Annotated in this window: 13 protein-coding genes; 8 read left to right on the top strand and 5 right to left on the bottom strand. The window is 65.6% G+C overall.

Features of this window, described 5'->3' with window-relative positions; translation table 11 throughout:
* Nucleotides 1–34: 34 nt before the first annotated feature.
* From AC5P5M_RS03230 to AC5P5M_RS03210, 5 genes are all read left to right on the top strand, one after another.
* Nucleotides 35–994 carry an SPFH domain-containing protein gene (locus tag AC5P5M_RS03230; protein WP_053520257.1) on the top strand — a complete coding sequence of 320 codons (960 nt, stop codon included), beginning with the start codon at nt 35–37 and terminating at the stop codon, nt 992–994.
* A gap of 1 nt (nt 995) precedes the next feature.
* Nucleotides 996–1,430, top strand: coding sequence for an NfeD family protein (locus AC5P5M_RS03225; protein WP_053520258.1), 435 nt, complete (start codon nt 996–998; stop codon nt 1,428–1,430).
* A gap of 102 nt (nt 1,431–1,532) precedes the next feature.
* Complete coding sequence (gene gcvT, locus AC5P5M_RS03220) at nt 1,533–2,645, top strand: glycine cleavage system aminomethyltransferase GcvT (RefSeq protein ID WP_053520259.1); 1,113 nt, start codon at nt 1,533–1,535, stop codon at nt 2,643–2,645.
* A gap of 93 nt (nt 2,646–2,738) precedes the next feature.
* Nucleotides 2,739–3,134, top strand: coding sequence for a glycine cleavage system protein GcvH (gcvH, locus tag AC5P5M_RS03215; RefSeq protein ID WP_053520260.1), 396 nt, complete (start codon nt 2,739–2,741; stop codon nt 3,132–3,134).
* 774 nt (nt 3,135–3,908) lie between these two features.
* Nucleotides 3,909–4,409, top strand: coding sequence for a histone (locus tag AC5P5M_RS03210; protein WP_065174792.1), 501 nt, complete (start codon nt 3,909–3,911; stop codon nt 4,407–4,409).
* A gap of 140 nt (nt 4,410–4,549) precedes the next feature.
* On the opposite strand, the gene AC5P5M_RS03205 is transcribed toward AC5P5M_RS03210, so the two are convergent.
* Nucleotides 4,550–5,950, bottom strand: coding sequence for a serine hydrolase domain-containing protein (locus tag AC5P5M_RS03205; RefSeq protein ID WP_053520262.1), 1,401 nt, complete (start codon nt 5,948–5,950; stop codon nt 4,550–4,552).
* A gap of 284 nt (nt 5,951–6,234) precedes the next feature.
* Here AC5P5M_RS03205 and AC5P5M_RS03200 point away from each other — a divergent pair, with 284 nt between their 5' ends.
* Together AC5P5M_RS03200 and AC5P5M_RS03195 are read left to right on the top strand one after the other, a co-directional pair.
* Nucleotides 6,235–7,563 (top strand): NTP/NDP exchange transporter, encoded by a 1,329-nt coding sequence (locus AC5P5M_RS03200; protein ID WP_053520263.1) that lies wholly within the window; start codon nt 6,235–6,237, stop codon nt 7,561–7,563.
* A gap of 75 nt (nt 7,564–7,638) precedes the next feature.
* Nucleotides 7,639–7,989, top strand: coding sequence for a DUF1304 domain-containing protein (locus tag AC5P5M_RS03195; protein WP_128989749.1), 351 nt, complete (start codon nt 7,639–7,641; stop codon nt 7,987–7,989).
* Nucleotides 7,990–8,463: 474 nt separating this feature from the next.
* On the opposite strand, the gene AC5P5M_RS03190 is transcribed toward AC5P5M_RS03195, so the two are convergent.
* The 3 genes from AC5P5M_RS03190 to AC5P5M_RS03180 all read right to left on the bottom strand — a co-directional run bounded on the left by AC5P5M_RS03190 (nt 8,464) and on the right by AC5P5M_RS03180 (nt 12,397).
* The gene (locus AC5P5M_RS03190) at nt 8,464–8,931 is read right to left on the bottom strand and encodes a hotdog fold domain-containing protein (RefSeq protein ID WP_065174794.1); all 468 of its coding nucleotides are present in this window, start codon (nt 8,929–8,931) and stop codon (nt 8,464–8,466) included.
* Between the two features lie 74 nt (nt 8,932–9,005).
* Entirely contained in the window at nt 9,006–11,483 is a 2,478-nt protein-coding gene (locus tag AC5P5M_RS03185; protein WP_065174795.1) for an acyl-CoA dehydrogenase, read from the bottom strand.
* Complete coding sequence (locus tag AC5P5M_RS03180) at nt 11,480–12,397, bottom strand: alpha/beta fold hydrolase (RefSeq protein ID WP_065174796.1); 918 nt, start codon at nt 12,395–12,397, stop codon at nt 11,480–11,482. The genes AC5P5M_RS03185 and AC5P5M_RS03180 overlap by 4 nt, the downstream gene beginning before the upstream one ends.
* A gap of 141 nt (nt 12,398–12,538) precedes the next feature.
* Between AC5P5M_RS03180 and AC5P5M_RS03175 the strand changes: the two genes are divergently transcribed.
* Nucleotides 12,539–13,141, top strand: coding sequence for a TetR/AcrR family transcriptional regulator (locus AC5P5M_RS03175; RefSeq protein ID WP_053520195.1), 603 nt, complete (start codon nt 12,539–12,541; stop codon nt 13,139–13,141).
* A 139-nt stretch (nt 13,142–13,280) separates the two neighbouring features.
* On the opposite strand, the gene AC5P5M_RS03170 is transcribed toward AC5P5M_RS03175, so the two are convergent.
* Entirely contained in the window at nt 13,281–16,118 is a 2,838-nt protein-coding gene (locus AC5P5M_RS03170; RefSeq protein WP_128990769.1) for a TonB-dependent receptor, read from the bottom strand.
* Nucleotides 16,119–16,174 lie beyond the last annotated feature (56 nt).

Here is a 16,174-nt window from a genome sequence, read left to right as displayed (position 1 = left end):
TCGGGGTTGGACGTCTACCGATAAGGAAAGCCTGATGTTCCCGACCATGTTCTTTACCGTGGTACTGGCCTTCGTGGCCGTGGTCATCCTGTTCAAGGCCGTGCGCATGGTGCCGCAGGGATATGAATGGACTGTCGAGCGGTTCGGCCGCTACACCCACACCATGACCCCCGGCCTGCACTTCCTGATCCCCATCGTGTACGGCGTGGGGCGCAAGGTGAACATGATGGAGCAGGTGCTGGATGTACCCAGCCAGGAAGTGATCACCAAGGACAACGCCGCCGTGCGCGTCGACGGGGTGGTGTTCTTCCAGGTGCTGGACGCCGCCAAGGCCGCCTATGAGGTGGCCAACCTGGAAGTGGCCATGATCGCTCTGGTCCAGACCAACATCCGTACCGTGATCGGCTCGATGGACCTGGACGAATCGCTGAGCCAGCGCGAGGTGATCAATGCCCAGCTGCTCAGCGTGGTCGACCATGCCACCAACCCGTGGGGCGTGAAGGTGAACCGCATCGAGATCCGCGACATCCAGCCGCCCCGCGATCTGCTCGACGCGATGGCGCGGCAGATGAAGGCCGAGCGCGAGAAGCGTGCGCAGATCCTGGAGGCGGAAGGCTCGCGGCAGTCGGAGATCCTGCGCGCCGATGGCGAGAAGCAGGCCACCGTGCTGGAGGCGGAAGGGCGGCGCGAGGCAGCGTTCCGCGATGCGGAGGCACGCGAGCGCCTGGCGGAAGCCGAAGCGATGGCGACCAAGGTGGTGTCGGCGGCGATCGCCGAGGGCGATGTGCAGGCGATCAACTACTTCGTCGCCCAGAAGTACGTGGAAGCGTTCAAGGAACTGGCCAGCTCGCCGAACCAGAAGCTGGTGCTGATGCCGATGGAGGCCAGTGGGGTGATCGGCTCCATCGCCGGCGTGGCCGAGCTGGCCAAGCAGGCGCTGGCGAGCCAGGACAACAAGGCGGCCGGCAAGCGACCGCCGCCGATCGGAGGCTGACATGCGCTGGGACGTCGTCGCCTGGGGGGCGCTGGCCCTGCTCCTGTTCGCTGCGGAGGCTCTGCTGCCCGGCGCGTTCATGCTGTGGATCGGCATCGGCGCTGCAGCGGTGTTCGTGCTGGTGGCGATCTTTGCCGGCATCCCGCTGCTGTGGCAGGTGGTCGCCTTCGTCGTGCTGAGCGTGCTTTCGATCCAGTGCTACCGGCGCTGGGGCAGGTCGCGGGCACGCGCCAGCGACAAGCCGTTGCTGAACCGCCGCGCCGAGCAGCTGATCGGTCGGGTGGTGCCATTGCAGCAGGGCATCACGGACGGGCAGGGTCGGGTCAGCATCGACGATGCGTACTGGCAGGTCAGCGGTCCGGAACTGCCGGCCGGGGCACGGGTGCGGGTGGTCGCGGTGCAGGGCAGCACGCTGGTGGTTGAAGCGGCCAGCTGAGCCTGCGGGCGGTACGTGCGCGAACCGCTGCGGTGCGGCACGCCCGTGGGCGATCGATCTGGGATAATGGGGGTTCTTGTTTCCTCTGCTGCCGGAACGGTCATGACCCAGAAGACGCTGCTCAACGATACCCACCGCGCCCTCGGCGCCAAGATGGTCGATTTCGGGGGTTGGGACATGCCCATCCACTACGGCTCGCAGCTGGATGAGCACCATCTGGTGCGTCGCGAGGCCGGCGTGTTCGACGTCAGCCACATGACCGTGGTGGACCTGCGCGGCGAGCAGGTCAAGCCGTTCCTGCGCCGCCTGCTGGCCAATTCCATCGACAAGCTGAAGGTGCCGGGCAAGGCGCTGTACTCGTGCATGCTCAATGCCGAAGGCGGCGTCATCGATGACCTCATCGTCTATTACCTGGGCGAGGACTTCTTCCGCATGGTGGTCAACGCCTCCACCCGCGAGAAGGATCTGGCCTGGCTGCGTACGCAGGCCGCTCCGTTCAACGTGTCCGTTGAACAGCGTCCTGACCTGGCCATCCTCGCCGTACAGGGGCCGCAGGCGCGCGAGCTCGTCATTGGTCTGGTCGGCGCCGCCGACCGCGAGGCGCTGGGCAAACTCGGCCGCTTCGCCGCGCTGCAGGTGCGGTCCGATGAGGGCGTCGAACTGTTCGTTGCCCGTACCGGTTACACCGGTGAGGACGGTTTCGAGATCCTGCTGCCGCAGGAGGCCGTGGTCGGGTTCTGGAACCGCCTGCTGTCTGCAGGCGTGAAGCCGGCTGGCCTCGGTGCCCGCGACACCCTGCGCCTGGAGGCCGGCATGAATCTGTACGGCCAGGACATGGACGAAGCCATCAGCCCGTACGAAGCCGCACTGGCCTGGACGGTGTCGCTGGACGAAGGCCGTGACTTCATCGGTCGCGACGTGCTGGAAGCGCAGAAGGCCGCCGGCAATGCGCGGCAGATGATCGGCCTGGTGATGGACGAGAAGGGTGTCCTGCGCCACGGCCAGGTGGTCACCACGGCCGGCGGCCAGGGCGAAATCCTGTCCGGCACCTTCTCGCCGACGCTGGCCAAGGGCATCGCCTTTGCCCGCGTGCCGGCAGGTGACCTCGGCCAGGTCACGGTCGATATCCGTGGCCGGCAGGTGCCGGTGCGCGTGGTCAAGTTCCCCTTCGTGCGCGAAGGCCAGGCCCAGCCCGGCGTGCTCGCCGACGCCTGATCCGAACGTGCCGGACGTCACTGACAGCAGTGGCGGCCGGTTGGTTACACTAGCCCCGTTTTTTCCACCCCCTGCAAATCCTGGAGCAGTCCCATGAGCGAGATCCCCGGCGACCTCAAGTTCCTCAAGTCCCACGAGTGGGCCCGTGTCGAAGGCAATGGCCGCGTTACCGTCGGTATTTCCGACCACGCCCAGGGCCTGCTGGGTGACCTGGTCTACGTCGAACTGCCGGAGGTCGGCGCCGACGCCAAGGCCGGCGAGCAGATCGCTGTCGTCGAGTCGGTGAAGGCGGCCTCGGACGTCTACAGCCCGATCAGCGGCAAGGTCGTCGAGGTCAACTCGGCGCTGTCCGACAAGCCGGAAACCATCAACGAAGATGCCTACGGCGAAGGCTGGATGTTCGTGGTCGAGCTGTCCAACGCCGAAGAGATCAACGAGCTGCTGGACCCGGACGCTTACGCCGAAGTCCTTGAGAACGACGACCACTGAGTCGTTGTTTCCTGGTTTGAAAACGGCCACCTTCGGGTGGCCGTTTTCGTTCCGGCGACCGCGCCGGACTCATGACGCCCGGTTCGCTGCACACCCACGACGCGGCATCAGGCGCTTCGGAAGGGTGTCTTCGGACGCGCGCAGTTTTGCGCAAATCCGCGTTTCCACCCCGCGCCGGCGCGTTCGAATGTGAAAACTTTTTCTGCCTCGTTGCGGCCCCGTTGTGGTGGCGCGGCAGGCCGCTGCGATACGTAGCCCGGGTGCGCGCGCGAGGTGGCGCAGGAATGGCACGCATCTACGCAGAGTGCTTATTTCAAGTGTTTTTTCTTGAGCGCGCGCGCACGCAGTGGTGCGCGTGGCGGTCGTGTTGTGCACGCCAGCGGTGTCTGCGGAAGCGAAACGAGGACGCTGGAGGCGGTGTCCGGGACGGCGCCAATGTGAAAATTTTTCGCGGGGGTTGTTGACAGTAAAAAAAAGCGTGATTAGGTTTCGCCTCAGCAGACCTTGCCTGCCCAACCGAGTGCGCAGAATCAATCGTCCGATGCGAAGCAGCCCCTCGAAAGCCACCGCGATCCCCAAGACGGTGGACATGGCCCCGCTTCCCCCGGAGAAATGCAAGGCAACTCCCGTTCCGATGCCTGCTCCGCCGATCGAGGCAGGCATTGCCGCATCCGTAACGGCGCGCCTGACGCGCCGGCGGTCCCCGCACGCAGCATCCGCGGGTTTGATCCACCTGGGCGTTTCAACTCCCTATCACTGACGAGGAGCCATCCCATGGCAACCAAGAAAGCTGCGAAGAAAAAGCCCGCCGCCAAGAAGGCGGTGAAGAAGGTCGCTAAGAAGGCCGCTGCCAAGAAGGCAGTGAAGAAGGTCGCAAAGAAGGCGACCGCCAAGAAGGCGGTGAAGAAGGCTGCGAAGAAGGTCGCCAAGAAGACCACTGCGAAGAAGGCAGTGAAGAAGGCGGCAAAGAAGGTAGCCAAGAAGCCGGCGAAGAAGACCGCGAAGAAGGCAGTGAAGAAGGTCGCCAAGAAGGCAGCGAAGAAGACTGCAAAGAAGGCCGCCAAGAAGACCACTGCCCGCAAGCCGGCCAAGAAGGTCGCCAAGAAGGCGACCAAGAAGGCCGTAAAGAAGGTTGCGAAGAAGGCGGCCAAGAAGGCGACCAAGAAGGCTGCCCCGAAGAAGGCAGCGAAGAAGGTCGCCAAGCGCAAGCCGGCCGCCCGCAAGAAGAAGGCCGCTCCGGTCGCTCTGCCGGCAACCCCGGCGCCGCTGATCTAAGTACTTCCCGATAGCCGTACCCTGAAACCCCTTCCTCGGCTGCCCAGCGAGGAGGGGGTTTTTTTATCCCCTGCCTGCAGCCCGCAAGAAAAAAGGGCGACCGATGGGCCGCCCTTCCGGTGATGCCAGGGAGTGCCGGTTCAGCGCGGCGAGGCGACCGCGCGGTTGCTGGATGCACCCTTGCCCTTGCGCTTGTCCTGCTGCGCCGGGCTTGCGCCCTCGGCCATCAGGTTGTCGCTGCCGAAGTCGGTATCCACGTCCAGCCAACGTTGCGAGGGAAGGCCAAGCGCGGAGTCGAGCACGGTCGGCAGCAGGCCGCTGGGCAGGCCGCTTTCGCCGTTCCACATGATCGCGATGCCGAGATCACGCTCCGGGACCAGAGCGACAAGGCCACGGTAGCCCTGCACGGCGCCGGCGTGGAACACCACGTCATGACCGGCGTAATCGAAGGTGCGCCAGCCGAGCGCGTAGCCGGCCGAATGCAGACGCTCGCGGCGCCAGCCCGACCGCATTTCGCCCGGCGTGTTGATCAGGCTCGAATGCAGGGTGGCCAGCAGCGGTGCCGGCAGCACGTCGGGGCGATGACCGGTGTGGGCCAGCAGCCACTGTGCCATGTCGCTGGCACTGGCGTTGACGCCGGCCGCCGGCGCGACCCGGTAGTAGGTCGGTTTCGGCGTCAGCGACACCCAGCCATTACGGCTGCGCACATGCGGACGTGCCCACCGCGAACTGGCCTGGATGCCGGCCAGGCCGAGGCTGGCATCGTTCATGCCCAGCGGCTTGAAGATGCGGCGCTCGACCGCCTGCTCGTAGAAGCTGCCGGAGGCGGCGTAGACGACGTCGCCGATCAGGCTGAAGGCCACGTTCTGGTAGGCGTAGCAGTCGCCTGGCAGGCACTTGAGGCTGGTGTTGGCCAGCTTCTGGGTCAGTGCGTAGTACTCGGCGTTGCCTTCGATGTCACGGTCGTAGGCGTTGTAGGGCAGGCCGACGCGGTGGCTGAGCACGTCGGCGACGGTCAGACGCTCGGTGGCTTCCGGCGAGTTGAGGCGGAAGCCGGGCACATAGTCGGTGACCTTGCTGTCCCAGCGCAGCGTGCCGTCATTGACCAGCAGGCCGGCCATGGTGCCCGCGAAGGCCTTGGACAGCGAGGCCAGCCGGAACACGGTATGGGCATCGACCGGCAGCGGATTGTTGACGTCGGTGACGCCGTAACCGCGCGCACTCAGCACGCGTCCGCCCTGCACGATCGCCACCGCCATGCCCGGCACGCGCTCGCCATAGGTGAGCTGCTGCGCCATCGATTCGATGTTGGCAACGTTGAAGCCGGGGGCGGGTGCCTGCACCTGCGGCATCAGGCCGGTACGGTAAGCGGCCGGCTGGGTATGAGCGACGGCCGGCGCGGCCGCGGTCTCGATGTTGGCCGGCATCGGCGGCAAGGCCGGCGGGGTCTGCGCGGTGGTGGACAAGGCAACGGGCATCAGCATGCCCAGCAAACCGGTGGCCGCCGAACGGATCGGACGACGCAGGCTGTTCTTTTTCATCGGTTGGACCCGTGCGCGACTGCTGATGGCGATTCTAGCGCCGCTTTTCGCCTGTGCACAAACAAAGCGAAGATGAATGCGCATCTCGTTGAAAAAGTTGGAATTTTGACGCTGCCGGATTGTGTATCCGAACGTGTCGGCGGTCGCCCGTGCGAGTCCCCTGCGGTGCCACCTGCGTGCCGCGCTGGCGATGTTGCAGTGCATTGGCTAACGTACGCGCTTTGCCGCCCCCCGGAGCCTGCCATGCCGCTGTCCAACCGCTGCCTGCTGGCGTGGGGCGCCGCATGAGTTCGGTGCAGGACGGGAGGCCGTTGCGCGGGCTGCTGGCAGCGCTGCGCGAGTCCCCGGCACTGTGGTGGTCGTTCCTCTACTTCTTCTGCCTGCTGAGCGGCTACTACGTGCTGCGACCGGTACGCGAGGCGATGGCGGCTTCGGCCGACCTGGAGACGGTGTTCCCGCCGGTGCTGATCGCCTGGTTCGCCAGCCACGGCATCGCACTGAAGGATTTCGTCCTGCAGTTCCTGTTTTCCTGCGTGTTCGTGATCATGCTGGTGCTGCAGCCGGTCTATGGCTGGCTGGTCAGCCGCTTTCCGCGGCGGGTATTCCTGCCGGCCGTGTATGGCTTCTTCATCGCGACCCTGCTGGGCTTCTACGCACTGTTCGACAGTGGCGTGCCGGGGCGGGGCATGGCCTTCTTCTTCTGGGTCATGGTGTTCAACCTGTTCGCCGTCGCCGTGTTCTGGAGCTTCATGGCGGATGTGTTCTCCAACGTGCAGGCCCGTGCGTACTACGGCTACATCGGCGCGGCCGGCACGCTCGGCGCGTTCCTCGGCCCGATCATCACCAGTGCGCTGGTGCAGCGGGTGGGTATCGCCAACCTGATGCTGGTCTCGGCCGGCTTCCTGATCGTGTGCCTGCTGTGCATCTGGCGCTTGCGGCACTGGGCGGTGCTGCGTGAACGCGAGCAGCAACTGGTCTCCGGCGAGCAGCCGATGGGCGGCAGCGTGCTTGATGGCCTGAAGCTGATCGCGCGCGAGCCCCTGCTGCGCTGGCTGGCCATCATGGTGGTGTTCGGCGTCGGCGTGGGAACGCTGCTGTACAACCAGCAGGCCAGCATCGTGCGCGCGTCGTTCACCGACCCTGCGGCGAGCACCGCATTTTTCTCGCGCATCGATCTGGCGGTGAACGCGCTGGCCCTGCTGATGCAGCTGGGCCTGACCCGCTGGCTGCTGTCGCGCCACGGCATCGCTCCGGCGCTGTTGATTCCCGGCTTCGCGATCCTGATCGGCTTCTCGGTGCTGGCGGCGTCGCCGATGCCGCTGATGGTGGCGGTGGTGCAGGTGATGACCCGGGCCAGCGAGTTCGCCCTGGCCAAGCCGGCACGCGAGACGATCTATACCCGTGTCGACCGGCAATGGCGCTACAAGGCCGGTGCGGCCATCGACACGGTGGTCTATCGTGGGGCCGACCTGAGCTTCACCTGGGTGCACAAGGGACTGGCATTGTTCGGTTCGCACGTGGTGTTCATCGGAGGCGTTGCGGTGGCCGCGTTCATGACGCTGGCCGCGTTCGGCGTGCTGCGCGAAGAGAAGAAGCTGCCCCGCGACCGCTGATTTTCCGGGGTCGGATCCTTTTCCGGCAGGAAAGGGAGCTGACCCCATTCTCCATCCCTGTTCAAGGAACCGCCCATGTACTGGATCGCACTCGCCCTGACTCTGCTGGTCGCCCTGCTGCACGTCTACTTCCTGGTGCTGGAGATGTTCCTGTGGACGCGGCCACTGGGGCTGAAAACGTTCCGCAACACGCCGGAGAAGGCGCAGACCACACAGGTGCTGGCGGCCAACCAGGGGCTGTACAACGGCTTCCTGGCGGCGGGCATCGTGGCGGGGCTGGTGATGGCACAGCCGGTGCTGGTGACGTTCTCGCTGGTCTGCGTGGTCGTGGCGGGGTGCTATGGCGCGTACAGCGTGAGCCGCCGGATCTTCATGATCCAGGCGCTGCCGGCGATCCTGGCGCTGGTGCTGCGCGCGCTGGTGTGAGAGTTCCGGCCAACGGCGCAGCCCCTCGTGGGTTGGCCGCGTAGAGCGTGTCATGGGTTTGGCCGGGCGGGTTGGGTTCGCGGGGGACGCCGCAAGTACGTCCCTGTAGGCTTGGCCGCGGGATCCATGCCGCGGACACCCCCGCGAACCCAACCCGCCCGGCCCCTGACAGTTTCCGCGGGCGTCCAGCCCACGGAGAAGAAAAAAAAGAGCAAACAGCAACAGCAACAGCAAAAGCGACCGATGGGCCGCTTTTGCTTCTGCTCTTCTTTTTTCTTCTGCGTGGGTTGGACGCCGCACAGATCTGTCAGAGGCCGGATGGGTCGGGCCGGGCGGGGTATCCGCGCCATGGATGGCGCGGCTAAGCCCCCAGGGATGGGTTCACGGCGTCCCCGCCTGGCTCGACCCATCCGGCCCAACCGATAACCGCATGCCGCGACCAACCCACGAGGGGCTGCGCCGTTGGCCGGAACCTCACTTGGCCGGCGACATCCACATGTCGATGACGGCGCTGAACACTTCGGTCCCTGCACGGTCGCGCACGCTCACCGTCACCGGCAGCGCATAGCCCTGGGCCGCGACCACGATCGGCTGCGCCGGCAGTGCCACCGCCTGCAGCGTGCCGCGTGCCTTGGCCAAGTACTGCACCTGCATGCCCTTGGGGATCCAGCGCATGCCCTTCGGCAGTGATGCATCAACCATCAGCCCGGCCGTCAGTTCGGCCAGATTGCACATCGCGATCGCGTGCACCGTGCCGATGTGGTTGCGCACCCTGCGCCGGTCCACCAGCGTACCTTCGCAGCGGCCGTTTTCCAGGCGGGTGATGCGCGGCGCGATGCTGGCGAAGTAGGGCGCCTTGAAGCACACCGCGCGCGAGAACAGCCAGGTGCCGGCAGGCCAGCGCTGCAGGCGGTTGTAGAGCGAGAGCAGGGGCGTGGACATGGTGGGATTCCGTTGGGCGGATAAAGCGACGGCGGGCCGAGGCCCGCCGTCGAGGCAACGCGTGTCGCGGGCGATCAGGCGGCCTGCGAGTGCGGGTCCTTGTGCTGGCGGTCGTAGTAGCTGGCCGCGCGCAGTTCGTGGGTGTCGAAGTCGTCCACGGTGATGGTGTCCAGGGTCAGCGTGCGCAGCTCTTCCAGCAGCGTGCGCTCGTCCTGGGTGATCACACCTTCGGCCACGGCTTCGTCCAGCTGGCTCTGGAAGTCCAGCGCCTCGATGCCCTTGCTCTTCAGCGCCTTCAGGAACTTGCGCTCCACCGGCTCGGCCATGATGGCCTTGGCCAGATAGCTGTTGATGCGGCCGCCCGGGTTGTTCTCGCACGGGGTCAGGAACACACCCTGTGCCAGGCGGTCGCGCGCTTCGTTCGGCGCCATCAGCAGAGCGGCGACGCGACGGCTCAGGCGATCACCCGGTGCTTCGGCGCGGCGGCCCAGCGGGAAGATCAGTGCCCACATCAGCCAGCCGATCGGACGGATCGGGAAGTTGCGCAGGGCGGCCGACAGCGATTCTTCGATCTTGTGCACGCTGTCATGGAAGGCCCACGCCAGCAGCGGCTGGTCGGCCTGCGGTGCGCCCTCATCGTGGTAGCGCTTGAGCATGGCGCTGGTCATGTAGATGTGGCTCAGCACATCGCCCAGGCGGCCGGACAGCGATTCCTTGAACTTCAGCTTGCCGCCGAGCGTCATCATCGAGATGTCGGCCATCAGCGCCAGATTGGCCGAATAGCGGTCCAGCTTGCGGAAATAACGGCGGGTGTAGGCATCGCCCGGGGCGGCACCGAAGCGGGCGCCGGTCAGGCCGAACCAGAACGAGCGCACGGCGTTGGAAATGCCGTAGCGGATGTGGCCGAACAGGCTGCGGTCGAATTCCTGCAGGCCGGCACGGGTATCCGGATCCTGTGCAGCCTTCATCTCCTTCAGCACCCACGGGTGGCAGAGAATCGCACCCTGGCCGAAGATCAGCAGGCTGCGGGTCATGATGTTGGCGCCTTCCACGGTGATCGCGATCGGCGCAGCCTGCCAGCTGCGGCCGGCGAAGTTGCGCGGGCCGAGGATGATGCCCTTGCCGCCGATGACATCCATCACGTCCGAGATCACCTCGCGGCTCATGCTGGTGCAGTGGTACTTGGCGATCGCCGACGGTACCGATGGCACGTCGCCGCGGTCGACGGCGGCAGCCGTGGCCTGCGACAGCGCGCTGATCTTGTAGGCCTTGCCGCCGATACGGGCCAGTGCTTCCTCCACGCCTTCAAAGCGGCCGACCGACAGGCCGAACTGCTTGCGGATGCGCGCGTAGGCGCCGGTCACCGCAGCGCCGGCCTTGGCGCCACCGCTGGCGGTGGACGGCAGCGTGATCGAACGGCCCACGGCCAGGCATTCGTTGAGCATGTTCCAGCCCTTGCCGGCCATGGCAGCGCCGCCGATGAGCTGGGTCAGCGGGATGAACACGTCCTTGCCGCGAATCGGGCCGTTCTGGAAGGTCGAGTTCAGCGGGAAGTGGCGGCGGCCGATCTCGACGCCGGCGGTATCGCGCGGCAGCAGGCCCAGAGTGATGCCGATGTCGCGGGTCTCGCCGATCAGGCCATCCGGGTCGTACATGCGGAAGGCCAGACCGATCAGCGATGCGACCGGAGCCAGGGTGATGTAACGCTTGTCGAACGTCAGCCTGACGCCCAGCACCTGCTCGCCATTCCATTCGCCCCGGCAGACGATGCCGTAGTCGGGAATCGAGGTGGCATCGGAGCCGGCAAACGGGCCGGTCAGGCCGAAGCAGGGCACTTCACGGCCGTCGGCCAGACGCGGCAGGTACTGGTCCTTCTGCTCCTGGGTGCCGTAATGCACCAGCAGTTCGCCCGGACCCAGCGAGTTCGGCACGCCGACGGTCGAGCTGACCACCGAGGATACCGAGGCCAGCTTCTGGATCACCTTGTGGTGGGCCAGCGCAGAGAAGCCCAGGCCGCCGTATTCCTTCGGGATGATCATGCCGAAGAACTTGTTCTTCTTGATGAAGGCCCACAGCTCCGGCGGCAGGTCGGCGTGGACGTGGGTGATCTCCCAGTCGTTGACCATCCGGCACAGCTCTTCCACCGGGCCGTCGAGGAAGGCCTGCTCCTCGGCGGTCAACTGCGGCTTGGGATAGTTGAGCAGGATGTTCCAGTCCGGATCGCCGGTGAACAGCTCGCCCTCGAAACCGACCGAGCCGGTTTCCAGTGCGATGCGCTCGGTCTGCGACAGCGGCGGCAGCACCTTGCGGAACACCTTCATCATCGGACCGGTCAGCAGCGGCTTGCGGATGAACGGCAGCAGCAGCGGTACGGCGATCACGGCCAGCACGGCGGCGGCGACGATCGTGGCGGTCTGGTTGACGTAGGGGATGAACCAGCAGGCGACCAGCAGCGCGGCGCTGATCAGCGTCCAGGTGACCAGCCGCATGCGGTGGTAGGCGGCGAATGCACCTGCCAGCAGCAGGGCAAGGAAGGGAAGAACGATGCTCATGAGCGTGCTCCGGTGACGTGCTCGTTTGTGACGGACGAAGCTGCGGCGTCCACCGCAGGCAACACGTCCAGATAGTCCAACACAGTAGCGGTAAAGGCGTCGTTGTCGTCGCCGGCGACCATGTGCGTGGCCTGCGGCAACTGCACGTGGCGCGCGTGCGGGGCCAGCGCCAGGAATTCGGCCACGGTCTGCGGCGTGACCAGGTCACTGCGACCCCCACTGACCAGCAGCATCGGGCACTTCACCTGGCGCGCGGCATCGGCCAGCGCATCCTGGTGCTGCTCGCTGTCGCGGGCCAGCTCGGCGACCAGGCGCGGATCCCAGTGCCAGCGCCAGCGGCCGTGACCATCCTCGCGCAGCAGCGCGCGCAGCGACTGCTCGGATTTGCGAGGCCGGTGCGGCATGTAGGCGGAAATCACGTCGGCGGCCTGGGCCAGCGAGGCGAAGCCATCGGGATGGGCGGTCATGAAGGCGAGGATGCGCTCCACGCCCGCGGTATCCCAGCGCGGGGTGATGTCCACCAGCACCATCGCCGAGAACAGGCCCGGCCAGCGCGATTCGGCCAGCAGGCCGAACAGGCCGCCCATCGAGGCGGCGACCAGCACCGGCGGGCGCGGCTGTTCGCCGGCCAGCACGATCAGGTCGTCGGCAAACTGCTCGCCGTGATAGGGCAGGTCGGCGGCATTCCAGTCCGAATCGCCGTGACCGCGGGCGTCGTAGGCCAGCGTCTGCAGGCCGGCAGCAGACAGCGCGCGGGCCGTGGCGTTCCAGGCATGCCGGGTCTGCCCGAAACCGTGGGCGAACAGCACCCGGCCGCGGCGGCCGTGATCGCTGGCCGTGGCGGCCAGCCGTGTGCCGTGCGCGGCTTCCAGACGCAGGTCGTGGAACGCAACGGGTGTGGGGGAAGTAACCATACTTGCTAGTATGGATCGGTTGCGGGGGATGTCAATACTGCATGGTATGGTGCGGCGCGTCAGGTGGCCGGTCTGCATAGCGGAGCCCTTCGGCTGCATCCGCGTACTGCAACGAACCCCGCCGTATGGTTAAATCACTCCATGAATCAACCTGACGCTTCTGCCGGCGAACCGCGCGCCGGCCGCAACAGCCGCCTGAGCGCCGAAGACTGGGCCCAGGCGGCCCTCGATCTGATTGCTGAACAAGGCGTGGGTGCCGTCGCGGTGGAACCGCTGGCGCGGCGCCTCGGCGTCACCAAGGGCAGCTTCTACTGGCATTTCCCCTCGCGCGACGCCCTGCTGCAGGCGGCGTTGGAGCGGTGGGAGCTGTTCGAGCAGGAGCAGGTGTTCGGCAGCCTGGAAGACGTGCCGGATCCGCGCGCGCGCCTGCGTCAGCTGTTCCAGATGGTGGCGCACGAAGTGCAGCCGCACATCATCTATAGCGAGCTGCTGAAGGCGCTGGACCATCCGATGGTGCGGCCGGTGATCGACCGCGTTTCGCAGCGTCGCCTCGATTACCTGATCGCCTCGTTCCGTCAGGCAGGCCTGAGCTCCACCGACGCACGCCATCGTGCGCGCCTGGCCTATGCGGCCTATGTGGGCTTCCTGCAGCTGTCGCTGCAGCTGCAGCAGCCGAAGCAGGCGCGGGAGGATTTCGAGGCCTATGTCGAACACCTGATCGAGACGCTCATTCCGAACGGCTGACGGTTTCCGTTGCCCACGAGAAAGCCGCGACCTGATCGCGGCTTTTTTGTTGCCGGTGCAGGGTGGTACGCGCCGGCAGTGCAGAAAGAACAACGGCCCCTTGCGGGGCCGTTGCTGCAGTCATCGATCGATCAACCGATCAGAACTTCTGCTGGTACTTCATGTATACGAAGCGACCGATGTCGTAACCACCGTAGTACGAGTAGCCCGAGTTCGGCTGGGCGTAGGCCGGAGCCGCCCAGTGATCGAACACGTTGTTGGCACCGACGGCCACGGTCGCATTCCACGGCAGATTGTAGGACACCTGCAGGTCGTGGAAAGTGTTGGAGCCCAGCTCGTTCTTCGGCGTGATCTGGCCCTGCGTATCCGGTGCACTGAAGTCCGGCAGGGTGCAGCGGTCGTCGAAGTAGCAATCTTCCTTGGTGCCCGAGTAATAACGCGCGGTCCAGGAGACCGACAGGTTCTCCAGCTGCCAGTTGATGGTCAGGTTTGAACGGATACGGAAGTTGCCTTCGAAGCCGTTCTGCTGGGTCGGCGGATTGTCGGTGTTGTCCTGCTTGATCTCGTTCTTCGTGACGTAGGTGTTCTGCCACGACGTGGTGAAGTTGCCGAAACCGGTCTCGAAGCGGTAGTTCACGTCAAAGTCGAAGCCTTCGGTCTCGACATAGCCGGCATTGCGCAGTGCGAACTCCAGATCGGTGATGTTGCCGTTGGCGTTACGCGTGAAGCCGGTGCAGCGGGATTCGATGCCACGCAGGTAGCAGTCGTTCAGCAGGTCGGTCGGCGTGTCGGCAACGATGGTGTTTTCGATGCGGATGTTCCACCAGTCCAGCGAGGCGTTGAAGCCGCTCAGGAATTCCGGGCTCCACACCACGCCGATGGTCTTGGACGTAGAGGTTTCCGGCGTCAGGCCCGGCGTCGAACCGGTGATGAACGGGGTGTCGCTGGCCTCACCAGGACCCTGTGCCGGGCCACTGCTGGAGGTGTTCGGCTGGCGGAAGCCGGCCGGCACGTCGGCCAGGCAGCGCGCGTTGCCTGCGGCTGGGCCGAAGCTGGTGTCACATGGATCCGTGTAGCTCGGGAACGTCTGCGAGATACCGCCGTACAGGTCGGCCACGGTCGGGGCGCGGAAGCCTTCCGACCAAGTGCCGCGGATCAGGATCGAGTCCACCGGCTTCCACTTCAGGCCGAACTTGCTGTTCAGCGTGTCGCCGAAGGTGTCGTAATCCGAGTAACGGGTGGCGGCGGTCAGGGTCAGTTCCTTCGCGCCCGGCAGGTCGGCCAGGATCGGGATCTGCAGTTCTGCGTAGATTTCGTTGAGGTTGTAACCACCCTGCGTCGGGCCTGCGGCCAGATCGGTCGAGATGCCGGTCTGGGCCAGCGCGTCCGGCGAGAACGAACCGCTTTCTTCACGACGCTCCACGCCGATCGCCACGCCCAGATCACCCGCCGGCAGGGTTGCGATGGTGCCGGCGATATTGGCGAAGTAGTTCTTGGTCGTGGTGCGCGACAGCGCTTGGCCCGGCTGATACAGATAGGCCTGCACGTCGGGATCGGCAAGGCTGTTCGGCGAGTTGTAGCCGTTCGGAATAAGCGGGTTCCACGGGGTGCAGGCCCCGGGGCCGCTACCCAGCGGGATCGGGGAATCCGGGGTGCCGCACTGTGCCTGGCCGTTGGCGTTGATGAAGGACGGACCTGTAGCCTGACCAACCGCGTAGGTGTTCAGGTTGCCGGTGCTGACCTGGGTGCCCTTGTTCTGGTTGTACAGATAGCCGGCTTCCCAGTCCCAGTAGCGCTCGCCGGTCTGGAACGAACCGCTGAACACGCCGGTGAAGCGGGTGGTGGTCAGGCTGTTGTGCACTTCGCGGGGTACTTCCCAACCGCGACGGACATAATCGACGTCTTCGCCTACCGGGTTGTAGATGCTGTCCGCCGACAACGGGCCGGCCAGCGGGTAGTCCTCGCTGAAGAACGGATAGCCGGCGTTCTGCGCGAACGACTCACGGTCGGTGTACATGACGCTGGTGTCGAAGCGCACGTTGTCGGTGAAATCGAAGCGGCCGTTCAGGAAGGCCGACTTGCGCTTGATGCCGCTGTACACGGTCGAGGCCAACGCGGGATTGGAGACGTCGATGGACGGGTTGACAAGGCGGTAGCTTGCGAAGTCGGACGGATCCAGGCCCGGGACATCACGGCGCAGGGTATAGAGCTGGCCGTTGTAGACGAAGCGGCCCCACTGCGAGGTGCCGGACAGGCCGCCCGGACGCGGGGCGCTCTTCTCGCCGGTCGGGAAGCGGTCACGCGAGAACCAACGGTCCTTTGCCCACACCGGATCTTCATTGGTGTATTCAACACCGGCGGTCAGTGAACCACGCTCACCACGGAAGCCCATGATGAAGTCGTAGTTCTCGCGCTTGCCATCGCCCTGGTCCCACTGGCCGATGTACACGTTGGCTTCCGCGCCTTCGAAATCCTTGCGGGTGATGATGTTCACCACGCCGGCGATCGCGTCCGAACCGTAGATGGTGGAAGCACCGTCCTTCAGGACTTCGATGCGCTCGACCATCGCCGACGGGATCGATGCCACGTCCTGCAGGCCATCGTTGGTGATGCCGAGGCGGCGGCCGTCGATCAGGATCAGGGTGCGGTTCGCACCGAGGTTGCGCAGGTCGATGTAGTAGCCGCCGACGGCTTCACCCGAGCTCAGCGGCGAGGTGCGGCTGATGGCGGGCGAACCGGCGGTCGGGATGTTCTGCAGGATGTCGGCGACCGACTTGAAGCCCTGCTTCTCGATCTGGTCACGGCTGATGGTCATCACCGGCTGTGCAGTTTCGGTGTCGACCTGGCGGATGCGCGAACCGGTGACCTCGATGCGATCGAGGTTGGTGGCATCCTGGGCCTGTGCCGTCGCCGTGGTGGCACCGGCAACAAGCGCGATCACAACTGCATCGCGCAGCTGGCTGGACTTGAGTTTCATTGGCTCTCTCTCTCCAAGAAATCTTGGCTGGGGTTATGCCCGGCGGGGAAGCGAAA

This window comes from Stenotrophomonas sp. YJH_SMC_106-19 (assembly GCF_059368375.1).
The sequence above is the reverse complement of the archived record's forward strand: the minus strand, read 5'-3'. Positions and strand labels throughout refer to the sequence as shown.

Bases quoted from the DNA above. Each gene is read 5' to 3' on its own strand.
- AC5P5M_RS03180 (WP_065174796.1), bottom strand. From the start codon at position 12,397: ATGGTTACTTCCCCCACACCCGTTGCGTTCCACGACCTGCGTCTGGAA.
- AC5P5M_RS03175 (WP_053520195.1), top strand. From the start codon at position 12,539: ATGAATCAACCTGACGCTTCTGCCGGCGAACCGCGCGCCGGCCGCAAC.
- AC5P5M_RS03210 (WP_065174792.1), top strand. From the start codon at position 3,909: ATGGCAACCAAGAAAGCTGCGAAGAAAAAGCCCGCCGCCAAGAAGGCG.
- AC5P5M_RS03225 (WP_053520258.1), top strand. From the start codon at position 996: ATGCGCTGGGACGTCGTCGCCTGGGGGGCGCTGGCCCTGCTCCTGTTC.
- AC5P5M_RS03195 (WP_128989749.1), top strand. From the start codon at position 7,639: ATGTACTGGATCGCACTCGCCCTGACTCTGCTGGTCGCCCTGCTGCAC.
- AC5P5M_RS03170 (WP_128990769.1), bottom strand. From the start codon at position 16,118: ATGAAACTCAAGTCCAGCCAGCTGCGCGATGCAGTTGTGATCGCGCTT.
- AC5P5M_RS03190 (WP_065174794.1), bottom strand. From the start codon at position 8,931: ATGTCCACGCCCCTGCTCTCGCTCTACAACCGCCTGCAGCGCTGGCCT.
- gcvH (WP_053520260.1), top strand. From the start codon at position 2,739: ATGAGCGAGATCCCCGGCGACCTCAAGTTCCTCAAGTCCCACGAGTGG.
- AC5P5M_RS03230 (WP_053520257.1), top strand. From the start codon at position 35: ATGTTCCCGACCATGTTCTTTACCGTGGTACTGGCCTTCGTGGCCGTG.
- AC5P5M_RS03200 (WP_053520263.1), top strand. From the start codon at position 6,235: ATGAGTTCGGTGCAGGACGGGAGGCCGTTGCGCGGGCTGCTGGCAGCG.
- AC5P5M_RS03185 (WP_065174795.1), bottom strand. From the start codon at position 11,483: ATGAGCATCGTTCTTCCCTTCCTTGCCCTGCTGCTGGCAGGTGCATTC.
- gcvT (WP_053520259.1), top strand. From the start codon at position 1,533: ATGACCCAGAAGACGCTGCTCAACGATACCCACCGCGCCCTCGGCGCC.
- AC5P5M_RS03205 (WP_053520262.1), bottom strand. From the start codon at position 5,950: ATGAAAAAGAACAGCCTGCGTCGTCCGATCCGTTCGGCGGCCACCGGT.